The organism is Mannheimia kashgarensis (assembly GCF_041807705.1).
Classification (GTDB): Bacteria; Pseudomonadota; Gammaproteobacteria; order Enterobacterales; family Pasteurellaceae; genus Mannheimia.
Window position 1 is genome coordinate 1 of sequence record NZ_JBGTYY010000045.1, and the last position, 12,066, is coordinate 12,066.

Consider the following 12,066-nt stretch of genomic DNA (forward strand, 5'->3'; position numbering starts at 1 on the left):
TGGTTGAAATGCGGGTGGCGGAGAAAAACCGCCTTCACCAAGTCCACGACAGCCAGCGGGAAAGTGTCCAACAGTTGATTGCCCATTTTGACCGTTTAATTGATGAGCTGGAAACACAAATCAATTAAGCGACTGCCGTATTTGACGACACTTTAAAAAAGTTCAATGACATCAAAGGGATAGGTGCAATCACGAGTGCAACTTTGATGTCAATGCTCCCTGAACTCGGTAAGCTCAACCACAAGCAAATCGCTTCACTGGTTGGTGTTGCCCCACACCCGAAAGAGAGCGGTAGCCAGAAATGGCATAGTCGCTGTTCGGGTGGGCGACAAGCGGTACGAAACGTACTTTATAATGCGGCGAATGTCGCCCGCCAACACGAACCGAAGTTCAAGGCATTTTATGAACGGCTGATTGCTCGTGGCAAACCGTTCAAAGTGGCGGTAAACGCCTGTANATGCTCACGCGGTTTAATTAACGAATTTGTATCTTGCCAAAAATGTTGGGGAGATACAGTTGCTACACATCATTTCACATTATCAATAAAAATAAGAATGCGGCGAGCCTAAAAAGCCACCGCATTCGCTCAAAAGAACAATAGATAAAGAGACTACTGTTTATTTGCCGCTTCGGCCGCTTTGATTAAATCTGCACCGATAGCATCTTCAAACTGCTTCCATACAGGGCGCATTGCTTCACGCCATTTTTCGCGTTGCTCATCAGTTAAAGTGATGATTTGCGAAGCACCTGAATCGACGATTTTTTGCTTATCGCTTTGGTTGAGATCGTGAGATTGTTTGTTCACTTCCATAGACACCTCATCTAAGATTTTGGTTAGTTCTGTACGCACATCTTCAGGAATTTTGTTCCAGAAATCGGTGTTCACGATAACCATATAAGATAATAAACCGTGATTAGATTCAGTAATGAATTTTTGGACTTCGTGAATTTTTTGTGAGTAAATGTTTGAATACGGGTTTTCCGCACCGTTTACCACACCGGTTTGTAAGCCTTGATACATCTCACCGAATGCCATTTTACGCGGTACAGCTTTTAATGCTTTGAACTGTGCATCTAACACTTCTGAAGCCTGTACACGGAATTTTAAACCACGAGCATCTTTCGGCTCACGTAACTCTTTGTTCGCAGAAAGTTGTTTTAAATCATTGTTCCAGTAAGATAAACCTGTAATACCTTTGTCTTCCATTGATTTTAACAATGACTGACCTGCTTCAGATTGCTCAAAATGTTCAACCGCTTTGATATCGTCAAACAAGAACGGTAGATCGAAAATTTGAATTTTTGGTGTGTATTTATCAAATTTAGCCAGTGATGGAGCAAGCATTTGTACGTTATTTAACAATAATGCTTCCATCTCTTTACCGTCTGCATAAAGTGAAGAGTTTGGATAAACTTCCACTTTCACTTTGCCGTTTAAGCGTTCGTCCACTAATTTTTGGAACATTAACGCACCCTGACCTTTCGGGGTCTCGTTTGCTACAACGTGTGAGAATTTGATGACGATTGGGTCATTAGCAAAAGCAGATACCGAGAATGCAGCAGTTACAGCTAATGCCGCAGTCAATTTTTTGAATAGTTTTAACATAATAATTCACTCCAAATAGTTAGTGGTTGCAAAGTTGTTCATAATTTGCCTGATTTTTACTAAAAGTAAACAACAAATTTTTAAAAATATGACATATATCTCAATTTTTTTACATTATTGTTACTTTGGAGTGAAATGGAGTGCTTTTAAAGAGAAGAAAGGCTGGTTAAACCAGCCTTTCTATTAATTTCTTGTACCTAATTGGAAGATAACTACTTCAGCTTGGCAGCTAAACTTAAAATTAGCATTGAGTTCAACGCCGCCGTCCACAGGGCGGATTTCGCTCTCAATTTCGCACGGCTCGGATTCAACATCACGTGCTTTTTGAGTAAATATTTCTAATGCTGCTTGAGCTTCGGCTTCGGTTTCGTAAGTGCGAGTAATGTTTGCAACAGTTTCACTATTATCTAAAATTGAGCCGACATCAAAGGTATTGCAGCCTTCGCATTCAATGGGTTTATCGTTTTTCATTGGCTAATCCTCATAATTGATAAATAATATCACTACTTTAAAACTAAATAAGCGTGGGTGCAATCGTGATTTCACGATAATTTGATTTAGATAGCCTTTTGCAAATTTTGGAGGAAAAATGACACGCTTGGGAGCGTGTGCTACATGCAGTTTTATTTGAGTTTTTTGCCATTGTGTTTACCGTGATTTTAACATCACTGCTCACGGAACATAGCACAAGCTCGTTAGCGAGTGTGATTATTATGATCTCTGTTGTCGCAATGGTGTGGAATTTTGTCTATAACTGGCTGTTTGATAAAGTAGTCAAGGGCGAGCGAATTGCAAGAAGATTGGGCATTCGGTCTTATTTGAAGGCGGGCTGTTGGTTTTTACCATTCCATTGGTAATGTATATGCTTAATATTGGCTGGTGAGAAGCCATTTGTAATGGATATTGGTATGACATTATTTGTGCTGGTTTATTCCATTATTTTTAATTGGATTTATGACCATTTACGCCTGAAATTTATTACATCGAACCAATGAAAATCTTTCTAATCTGTGAAGCCGATCACGGTTTCGCTTTGCTAAATTCGCTATGCTTTCGCTAACGTATTTCAACATAGGAAGAGGGACATTCTATGAAAACGATGAAACGTAGCCTATTAAATGCTTTTGTCTATACGCTAATGCTTGGGGCGAATGCGAGCTATGCTCAATCTGAACCTAGAATTGGCGTTACGATTTATAAGTATGATGACAGCTTTATGATGTTGATGCGTAAAGAAATGAACAAGGAAATGGCGAATTTCAGCCACCTCAAATGGTTTATGAACGATGCTCAAAATTCGCAGGTAAAACAGTTAAAGCAGATTGAAACGTTGCTTAAGCATCAAGTTAATGTATTGGCAGTCAATATTGTTCACGCGAATGAATCGAAAACAATTGTAGAGAAAGCCAAATTGTCTAATGTGCCTGTGGTGTTTTTTAACCGCTCGCCTGACAACCAAGCATTAGAGAGTTATGACAAAGCCTATTTTGTGAGTAGTAACCCAAAAGAGGCGGGTAAAATTCAAGGCAAGTTGATTGCAAAAGCGTGGAGAGCCAATCCTCATTTTGATTTAAATAAAGACGGAAAATTGCAGTTTGTATTACTAAAAGGTGAATTGAGTGATGTGAGTGCGTTGCGTTCTCAAGCGGTTGTTGAGGAGCTTAATCGTCAAGGTATTACAACTGAGGAAATTTTTAGCGACACAGCAATGTGGCGTACTACTATTGCTCGCAATAAAATGAATGAGTGGTTGGTGGCAAACCGTGCAGCTGAGATTGAAGTCGTGATTTCAAACAATGATGAAATGGCAATTGGTGCTTTAGATGCGTTAAATGCACACGAGAAAAAATTGCCGATCTTCGGTATTGATGCCTTACCTGAGACATTAGCATTAATGAAAAAAGGGGAAATAGCCGGCACGGTACTAAATGATAGCTCAGCACAAGCGAAAGCGGTGGTGAAATTGGTATCTAATTTGGCACAAGGTAAGCCTGCGCTGAAAGATACGCAGTGGGAAAACCATTCCTCTAAAACGATTTATCTTCCGCATATTGGTATTGATAACGAAAATTTAGGGCAATTTTTACCTTAAATGGAGGATCGGGGCGTTATAAATACGCCCCTTATTGATGATAACAAGCGGTCATTTTTCAGTAAAATCTTGCAAATCCTTTCTTTTTTCTTCCAACAGATTTGAATAGAGTGAATATTCAAATTTTATACTTCAAATTAAAAATTTCTCCACTTTGTCTTAATTCTGTGAGAATGATCACGGATTGTTTTTTCAAAATTAGTTATGCTGTGCACCAAGTTGCTTATGGTAAGCAATTCATTTCCCGATAAACACATAAAAGAGGTGATCTCCTATGAAGAAAGCAGTATTAAGTGCAGTGGCAATGGCAGTCGCATTAGGTGCAACGATCAGTACAGCTCAAGCTGAAAACCGTATTGGTGTAACAATTTATAAATATGACGATAACTTTATGGCTTTAATGCGTAAAGAAATCGAAAAAGAGGGTAAAACACAAAAAGTCGAGTTATTAATGAATGACTCGCAAAATACCCAATCCATTCAAAACGACCAAGTTGATGTATTACTTTCTAAAGGGGTTAAAGCATTAGCAATTAACTTGGTGGATCCATCAGCTTATAAAACAATCATTCAAAAAGCGAAAAGTGAAGATGTGCCTGTGGTGTTCTTCAATAAAGACCCGGGTGCAGCTGCGATTGATAGCTATCCGAAAGCCTATTATGTAGGTACCGAGCCGAAAGAGTCAGGCATTATTCAAGGTGAGTTAATTGCGAAACAGTGGAAAGCTCACCCTGAATTAGACTTAAACAAAGACGGTAAAATCCAATTTGCGTTATTAAAAGGTGAACCGGGACACCCGGATGCGGAGGCTCGTACCAAATATGTAGTTGAGAGCTTAAAAGCACAAGGTATTGAAAGCGAACAAATCTTTATGGATGCCGCTTTATGGGACGCAGCTCAAGCGAAAGATAAAGTAGATGCGTGGTTATCAAGCGGTAAAGCGAAAGACATCGAAGTAATCATCTCTAACAACGATGGTATGGCGTTAGGTGCATTAGAAGCAACCAAAGCTCACGGTAGAAAATTACCAATCTTCGGTGTTGATGCGTTACCTGAAGCATTACAATTAATCCAAAAAGGCGAATTAGCCGGTACGGTATTAAACGATGGCGTGAATCAAGGTAAAGCAGTTGTTCAATTAGCGGCAAACTTAGCAGACGGTAAAGATGCAGTTGAAGGCACACAATGGAAATTGGAAAATCGCGTAGTGCGTATTCCTTACGTTGGTGTTGATAAAGACAACTTATCCGAATTTTTAAAATAATATGTACTTTATGGCACGGGTAAGGTACTCGTGCCTTTTTTCGATATAACAGGGTGAGATATGACAGGCGAAGTACTACTCACAATGACGAACGTTAGCAAGTCGTTTCCGGGTGTGAAAGCGTTAGACCGTGCTAACTTAACGGTAAAATCCCATAGTGTTCACGCCTTAATGGGTGAAAATGGGGCAGGGAAATCAACCTTGCTAAAATGTCTCTTTGGGATTTATGCCAAAGATGAGGGTGAGATTCTTTTTCTCGGTAAGCCGGTTGATTTTAAAACCACAAAAGAGGCATTAGAAAACGGGATTTCAATGGTTCATCAAGAGTTGAACCTCGTAAGACAAGTAACCGTAATGGATAACTTATGGTTAGGGCGTTATCCGTTAAAGGGGCCATTTGTGGATCACGACAAAATGTATCGTGATACTAAAGCGATTTTTGATGAATTAGATATTGATGTTGATCCGCGTGATAAAGTGGCGAAATTATCTGTTTCACAAATGCAGATGATCGAGATTGCCAAAGCATTCTCTTATGATGCCAAAATTGTGATTATGGACGAGCCAACCTCGTCGCTTTCAGAAAAAGAAGTAGAGCACTTATTTAAAATTATCCAAAAACTGAAAGACAGAGGCTGTGGCATCATCTACATTTCGCACAAAATGGACGAAATTTTCAAAATTTGTGATGAAATTACTATTTTGCGAGATGGTAAATGGGTAAACACCGTTGCAATTAAAGACACCTCAATGGATCAAGTGGTTTCAATGATGGTAGGACGTGAGCTAACCCAACGTTTCCCGCAAAAAACCAATCTACCAAAAGAAGTGATTCTTGAAGTTGAGAATGTAACGGCAAAAAATCAACCTTCTATTCAAGATGTGAGTTTTAGCTTACGCAGAGGGGAAATTTTAGGTATTGCAGGCTTAGTTGGGGCAAAACGTACTGATATTGTTGAAACCATTTTCGGCGTGCGAGATAAAGCAAGCGGCAAAATTACCTTAAACGGTAAAGAAATCAATAACCGCAACGCTTTTGATGCAATCAACAACGGTTTTGCATTAGTCACAGAAGAACGCCGCTCAACAGGGATTTACGCAAACCTAAGCATTGAGTTTAACTCACTGATTTCAAATATGAAGTCTTATCTAGGGAAATTCGGTTTGCTGAGCAATAAAAAAATGAAAAGCGATACCCAATGGGTAATTGATTCGATGAATGTAAAAACCCCATCGCATCAAACGCATATTGGCTCACTCTCTGGCGGTAATCAGCAAAAAGTGATTATCGGTCGTTGGCTCTTAACTCAACCTGAAATTCTGATGCTTGATGAGCCGACTCGTGGTATCGACATCGGGGCAAAATTTGAGATTTATCAGCTCATTTTAGAGTTAGCGAATAAAGATAAAGGGATTATTATGATCTCGTCAGAAATGCCTGAATTACTCGGGGTAACAGACCGAATTTTAGTGATGAGTAACGGTAAAGTGGCGGGCATTGTTGAAACTGCCAACACCTCGCAAGAGGAAATCTTGCACCTCGCAGCAAAATATTTATAGACAAGGAGTGAAGTATGTCTGCTTTACAACAAAATAGAACACTCGATTTTTTTAAACAAAATGCGATTTACTTCGTATTATTGATCTTACTTATTGTGATTATTGTGCAAGACCCAAGTTTCTTGAGCTTGCGTAACTTCAGTAACATTTTATCGCAATCTTCTGTGCGTCTTATTATTGCATTAGGGGTTGCAGGCTTGATTGTAACACAGGGTACAGACTTATCTGCCGGTCGCCAAGTGGGCTTAGCGGCGGTAATTTCTGCGACTTTGCTACAATCAATGGAAAATATGAATAAAGTGTTCCCGAACCTATCAGAAATTCCAATTCCAGTTGTGGTTTTAATTGTTTGTGCCATTGGTGGACTTATTGGCTTATTCAACGGCTTTGTGGTGGCATATCTCAATGTAACGCCATTTATTGCCACAATGGGTACGATGATTATTGTGTACGGTATCAACTCACTTTACTACGATGCAGTAGGTTCATCGCCAATCGCAGGCTTTAGTGATGACTTCTCAAGTTTTGCACAAGGTTTCTTCCGCTTTGGCGATTTTAGGCTCTCCTATATCACTATTTATGCCGTGATCGCCACTTTTATTATGTGGACGTTATGGAACAAAACTCGCTTCGGTAAAAACGTATTTGCGATTGGTGGTAACCCAGAAGCCGCTCGAGTTTCAGGCGTAAACGTACCGCTTAACTTAATGGGTATTTATATGATTTCCGGTATCTTCTACGCATTCGGCGGTATGCTAGAAGCAGGACGTATCGGTAGTGCAACCAACAACTTAGGCTTTATGTATGAAATGGACGCAATCGCAGCGTGCGTAGTAGGTGGTGTATCATTTGCAGGCGGTGTAGGTACAATCATCGGCGTTGTAACAGGGGTACTCATCTTCACGGTTATCAACTACGGTTTAACCTACATTGGTGTAAACCCATACTGGCAATACATCATCAAAGGTAGCATCATCATCTTAGCGGTAGCGATTGACTCGCTCAAATATGCGAAGAAAAAATAGGAAGAACAGTAGGTTGGGTTGAGCTTGCGAAAACCCAACCAATTCCCCAATCAGTTGAATATTAAATGTAAGTTTGCAAGCGGTCAAAAAATCAAAATTTTTTGCAAAAATTTAAACGAAAACGTTTGTAATTTACTTTTAAAAGGCGTAAATTCTTAATTAATCAATTTTGGAGAACATTATGAACTACTGCGTTAAACACCATCATCACCATTTGACCGATTAATCTTTCGGGCATTTGGCGTGTTCGGAAGATAGCTTCCGAAACCGTGAAATGGTAAACGCACACTCTAAAATCGCAACCCATTTACAACCCTTTCGGAAGGCAACTTTCGAAAGGGTTTTTTTATTGCTTAACATCTAAGGACATCAAAATGAAACTGAACAAGCTCACACAATTCGCACTTTTCTCACTGGCATTTGCCGGCTCAGCAATGGCAGCCCCAAGAACCTTTACTTACTGCTTGGAATCTTCACCAGCAGCCCTCAATCCACAAATCGCCACAGACGGAGCAACCCTTGATGTCGGGCAAGCTCTTTATAACCGCTTGATTGATTTTGAAAAAGGCACGACTAACCTTATTCCTTCTCTTGCCGAACGCTGGGAAATCAGCGAAGATGGCACAAGTTACACCTTCTATCTACGTCAAAATGTTCAGTTCCACAGCAATAAAAATTTCACCCCAAACCGTAATTTCAATGCTGATGATGTGATTTTCTCCATCAACCGCCAGCTTGATCAAAATAATCCGTATAACAAAGTCTCAGGCGGCAATTATGAATTTTTCTACGGAATGAATATGCAGAACATCATTAAAAATGTGGCGAAAATTGATGATTACACGGTGAAAATTGAGCTAACTGCACCGAATGCCCCATTTTTGGCAAATTTAGCAATGGATTTTATGGCGATCTTCTCAGCGGAATATGCCGAGCAAATGCAAAAAGCGGGTACGCCTGAAAAAGTGGATTTAGAGCCAATCGGCACAGGGGCGTTCCAATTCTATGGCTACCAAAAAGATGCGACTGTGCGTTTTATGGCATTCGACAACTACTGGCAGGGCAAAGCGAAAATCGACCGCCTTGTGTTTAGCATTACCCCTGATGCTTCGGTGCGTTTGGCGAAATTAGAGAAAAACGAATGCCAAGCAATGCCGTATCCAAACCCTGCTGATCTGCCTATCTTAAAAGCCAATCCAAATGTGCAACTGCTGAAAAAAGCGGGCTTAAACATCGGCTACATCACTTTAAACACTCGCAAGCCGCCGTTTGATAATCCGAAAGTTCGCCAAGCGTTAAATTATGCGGTAAACAAAGATGAGATCTTAACCTCCGTTTATCAAGGCTCGGCAATCAAGGCGAAAAACCCAATGCCACCAACAATTTGGGGCTATAACGAAGACGTAGCAGGCTATGATTTCAACCCTGAAAAAGCCAAACAGCTACTTAAAGAAGCCGGTTTAGAAAATGGTTTTGAAACCGAAATCTGGGCAATGCCGGTTTCTCGCCCTTACAACCCGAATGCCCGCCGAATGGCTGAGATGATCCAAGCCGATTGGAAAGCCATTGGTGTGAATGCGAAGATCGTCAGCTACGAATGGGGAGAATACCTCAAACGAATGGGCAATGGCGAACACACCACAGGAATGATCGGCTGGACAGGTGACAATGGCGACCCGGATAACTTCCTCAATGCCTTATTAAGCTGTAATGCAGTTGAACAAGGCTCAAACTACGCAGGTTTCTGTGATAAAGAGTTCGACCGCCTCGTGAGCGAAGCCGCCACCATCAGCGACCAAAACAAGCGGTCAGAATTATACAAAAAAGCACAAACCATCTTTAACGAGCAAGCTCCGTGGCTCCCGATTGCTCACTCAACGGTTTACTTCCCTATAAGAAAAGAGGTAAAAGGCTATGTACCAAGCTCATTCGTAGCACACAACTTTTATGGGGTGGAGTTAGAGTAGATGTTCCCCACTCGATGATTTACGGTCGCCCGCGTGGCGACCTTATATTCAAATGATCTACTCATAAAGATACAGGTTGGTTGTTTGCAAAAAATATTAGAGAATACACCGCTTGTAACGCTACTTTTTCAACTCTTTGAGCAACTCAACTAACAAGGCTTTTTGTGATTGAGTTAATTCCTGCCAATATCTATCTAACTCATCGCCATTCCAATCAAAGCTCATACAATCTTCAAAAAAATAGCTAATCGGCGTTTTCAGAAAAGTTGCAATCGCTACCAAATGGGCAACATTGATCTTATTTGCCCCTCGTTCATAACGAGAAAGCTGTGGTTGAGAAATATCTACATACTCCGACAGCCTCTCCGCCGAATACCCCATTTCCCTACGTTTTTGTTGGATGCGTTGTCCGATCAAACGATCTATATCGGTGGGCACAAACTTTGCCATACACTATTCTCTGTAAGTTATTCAATAAACGCATATTTTTATTTTTTTTTATTCTTGTAAGAAGAAATATAAAAGAGTAAAATTTTATAAATTTATTCATTTATGGTGCTATCTTATGACAAATTCAGTAGAACAACTATTAGAGAAACTTTTAACCAAAATAGATAGTTTGGAAAATCAAGTTAAAGAACAACAAAAGATGTTAAAAAATAGTTAGGTTACTGACTCAGAAAGAAAAATTGTTCCTCCTATACACGCACCTAGAATAGCAGAAGAACAAATATTAGATCAGGATAATCCTGATTTTTAGATGCTATGTCGTTAGTTGAAAATACAAATGAAAGTTTATTCCTTACGGGAAAAGCTGGGGCAGGTAAAACTACTTTTCTTAAAATCATCAAAGAAAAAATCAATAAAAACTATATTATTTTAGCTCCTACTGGGGTTGCGGCTGTTAATGCTGGTGGTGAAACTATTCACTCCTTTTTTCAATTAGGTTTTGGGCCATATTTGCCTAATGATAATCGCTGTCGTTCAGGAGAATTAAAATTTAACAAAGAAAAAATAGACATAATTAAATCGCTTGAGATGATTATTATTGATGAAATATCAATGGTGAGATGTGATGTTATTGATGCTATCTCGCAAATTTTAAAATCAGTCAGAGCGAACGGTAAGCCTTTTGGCGGAGTTCAAATGATCTTTGTTGGAGATCTGTATCAATTATCTCCTATTGCCCAAACTGACTTCTGGGATGCAGTAGGTCAGTACTATGACACAGAGTTCTTCTTCTCAGCACAATCATTAAATCAAGAAGTTGAAGGAGCTTTACAATATAAAACAATCGAGTTAAAAAGGATATATAGACAGACAGATCCTCTGTTTATTGATTTACTAAATAAAGTAAGAAATAATACTTTGATCGCAGATGATTTTAATATATTAAATCAACGATATACAAATAAAGTGATAAATGACTCACATCAAGGATATATTACATTATCAACTCATAAATATGAGGTGGATTCCGTAAATAATATAAAACTACAAAGAATTGATAAAGATCTCCATCGTTTGGATGGAGTATTAGAAGGGGAATTCAGTGAAAAAAACTTACCAGCAGAAAAAATTCTTTCTTTAAAAGTTGGAGCACAAGTGATGCTACTAAAAAATAAAATACCTGAGTATTATAATGGTAGCATAGGTTTTATTGAACAAATAGAAAAAGAAAATATTGCAGGAAAAGATAGTGATATATCTATAATAGATGATGTCATAACAATTCGTTTAGTTTCAGATGATAGTGTAATAAAAGTTACAAGAAGTACATGGGAAAACATTAAATATACTTATAATCGAGAAACAAGAAGAATTGAACCTGAGGTTATTGGTAAGTTCACACAATTTCCTGTAAAACTTGCTTGGGCTATTACAATCCATAAAAGTCAAGGTTTGACCTTTGATAAGGTCATAATTGATACGGGGAAAGCATTCACTCACGGACAAACCTATGTAGCATTAAGTAGATGTCGCTCTCTTGATGGTATGTTTCTTAAAACAAAAATAGAGCCAAAATCTGTAATTGTGCATGAAAAAGTGAAACAATTTATGGAGTCTAGAATTCATAATGATGTATGGGAAGAGAATGATATATATAAACAACCGTTCTAAGCCTAGTTCTATCTCTTATTTAAGTGTCTGAGTTAATAAAGGTAAGGTTAACCTTAACTGATTTGGCTTATAAGCTTTCCCAAAAGTAGTTAAAAATCAGTTTTAGAAACCTAAGAAAACTTTGTTATTCATCGTTTAGATACCGATGTTTACTTGACCGAGAAGTCATATAGAAATATCAGCTCCTTTGGGGCTGTTTTTGTTTGCATTAATAATATCATCTTTAAAAAATTGATTTTTTTAAACATATTCTTGAAATATGTTTATGCGATAAACATATCAACAAAACATCTTTAAATTTTTGCATTTGGGGCTGTAGTAGATTAGCATCACTGCTATACTACAAAAATGAAGATAACCCATTGTAAATTAAAGAAATCTTTGCAGAAAAAGCTTCTTGAATTTTTTGTTGCTGAAGTGACCGCTAGAAC

General features: G+C 38.8%; 9 protein-coding genes, 3 pseudogenes and 1 other annotated feature. Of the genes and pseudogenes, 9 read left to right on the forward strand and 3 right to left on the reverse strand.

Features of this window, described 5'->3' with window-relative positions; genetic code table 11:
• Positions 1 to 455 (forward strand): annotated as a pseudogene (locus ACERCF_RS11960) (transposase); the annotation flags it as partial.
• A gap of 155 nt (positions 456 to 610) precedes the next feature.
• Here ACERCF_RS11960 and ACERCF_RS11965 read toward each other — a convergent pair.
• Both ACERCF_RS11965 and ACERCF_RS11970 read right to left on the reverse strand, forming a co-directional pair.
• Positions 611 to 1,606, reverse strand: a complete 996-nt coding sequence (locus ACERCF_RS11965; RefSeq protein ID WP_373612079.1) for a TRAP transporter substrate-binding protein — start codon at positions 1,604 to 1,606, stop codon at positions 611 to 613.
• A 183-nt stretch (positions 1,607 to 1,789) separates the two neighbouring features.
• Positions 1,790 to 2,077, reverse strand: coding sequence for a YfcZ/YiiS family protein (locus tag ACERCF_RS11970; RefSeq protein WP_006251467.1), 288 nt, complete (start codon positions 2,075 to 2,077; stop codon positions 1,790 to 1,792).
• A 137-nt stretch (positions 2,078 to 2,214) separates the two neighbouring features.
• Between ACERCF_RS11970 and ACERCF_RS11975 the strand changes: the two are divergent.
• The 6 genes and pseudogenes from ACERCF_RS11975 to ACERCF_RS12000 all read left to right on the forward strand — a co-directional run bounded on the left by ACERCF_RS11975 (position 2,215) and on the right by ACERCF_RS12000 (position 9,514).
• Positions 2,215 to 2,601, forward strand: a pseudogene (locus ACERCF_RS11975) (PACE efflux transporter).
• Between the two features lie 104 nt (positions 2,602 to 2,705).
• A complete protein-coding gene (locus ACERCF_RS11980) occupies positions 2,706 to 3,698 on the forward strand; it encodes a substrate-binding domain-containing protein (RefSeq protein ID WP_373612109.1) in 993 nt (330 codons plus the stop codon).
• A 274-nt stretch (positions 3,699 to 3,972) separates the two neighbouring features.
• On the forward strand, positions 3,973 to 4,962 hold the full coding sequence (gene mglB, locus ACERCF_RS11985; RefSeq protein WP_373625710.1) for a galactose/glucose ABC transporter substrate-binding protein MglB: 990 nt from the start codon (positions 3,973 to 3,975) through the stop codon (positions 4,960 to 4,962).
• Between the two features lie 60 nt (positions 4,963 to 5,022).
• Positions 5,023 to 6,522, forward strand: coding sequence for a galactose/methyl galactoside ABC transporter ATP-binding protein MglA (mglA, locus tag ACERCF_RS11990; protein ID WP_373625711.1), 1,500 nt, complete (start codon positions 5,023 to 5,025; stop codon positions 6,520 to 6,522).
• Positions 6,523 to 6,536: 14 nt separating this feature from the next.
• On the forward strand, positions 6,537 to 7,547 hold the full coding sequence (mglC, locus tag ACERCF_RS11995) for a galactose/methyl galactoside ABC transporter permease MglC (RefSeq protein WP_373625712.1): 1,011 nt from the start codon (positions 6,537 to 6,539) through the stop codon (positions 7,545 to 7,547).
• 201 nt (positions 7,548 to 7,748) lie between these two features.
• Positions 7,749 to 7,895, forward strand: a sequence feature (His leader region).
• 32 nt (positions 7,896 to 7,927) lie between these two features.
• Entirely contained in the window at positions 7,928 to 9,514 is a 1,587-nt protein-coding gene (locus ACERCF_RS12000) for an ABC transporter substrate-binding protein (RefSeq protein ID WP_373625715.1), read from the forward strand.
• A gap of 120 nt (positions 9,515 to 9,634) precedes the next feature.
• Here the strand turns inward: ACERCF_RS12000 and ACERCF_RS12005 are convergent, their stop codons facing one another.
• A complete protein-coding gene (locus ACERCF_RS12005; RefSeq protein ID WP_373625713.1) occupies positions 9,635 to 9,964 on the reverse strand; it encodes a helix-turn-helix domain-containing protein in 330 nt (109 codons plus the stop codon).
• Positions 9,965 to 10,279: 315 nt separating this feature from the next.
• On the opposite strand from ACERCF_RS12005, the gene ACERCF_RS12010 reads away from it, so the two are divergent.
• Both ACERCF_RS12010 and ACERCF_RS12015 read left to right on the forward strand, forming a co-directional pair.
• Positions 10,280 to 11,635 (forward strand): ATP-dependent DNA helicase, encoded by a 1,356-nt coding sequence (locus tag ACERCF_RS12010; RefSeq protein ID WP_373625714.1) that lies wholly within the window; start codon positions 10,280 to 10,282, stop codon positions 11,633 to 11,635.
• Between the two features lie 348 nt (positions 11,636 to 11,983).
• Positions 11,984 to 12,066 (forward strand): annotated as a pseudogene (locus ACERCF_RS12015) (IS1595 family transposase); the annotation flags it as partial.

Excerpts from the sequence above, each read along its gene's own strand:
- ACERCF_RS11965 (WP_373612079.1), bottom strand. The coding sequence starts at position 1,606 with ATGTTAAAACTATTCAAAAAATTGACTGCGGCATTAGCTGTAACTGCT.
- ACERCF_RS12010 (WP_373625714.1), top strand. The coding sequence starts at position 10,280 with ATGTCGTTAGTTGAAAATACAAATGAAAGTTTATTCCTTACGGGAAAA.
- mglA (WP_373625711.1), top strand. The coding sequence starts at position 5,023 with ATGACAGGCGAAGTACTACTCACAATGACGAACGTTAGCAAGTCGTTT.
- ACERCF_RS12005 (WP_373625713.1), bottom strand. The coding sequence starts at position 9,964 with ATGGCAAAGTTTGTGCCCACCGATATAGATCGTTTGATCGGACAACGC.
- mglB (WP_373625710.1), top strand. The coding sequence starts at position 3,973 with ATGAAGAAAGCAGTATTAAGTGCAGTGGCAATGGCAGTCGCATTAGGT.
- ACERCF_RS11980 (WP_373612109.1), top strand. The coding sequence starts at position 2,706 with ATGAAACGTAGCCTATTAAATGCTTTTGTCTATACGCTAATGCTTGGG.
- mglC (WP_373625712.1), top strand. The coding sequence starts at position 6,537 with ATGTCTGCTTTACAACAAAATAGAACACTCGATTTTTTTAAACAAAAT.
- ACERCF_RS11970 (WP_006251467.1), bottom strand. The coding sequence starts at position 2,077 with ATGAAAAACGATAAACCCATTGAATGCGAAGGCTGCAATACCTTTGAT.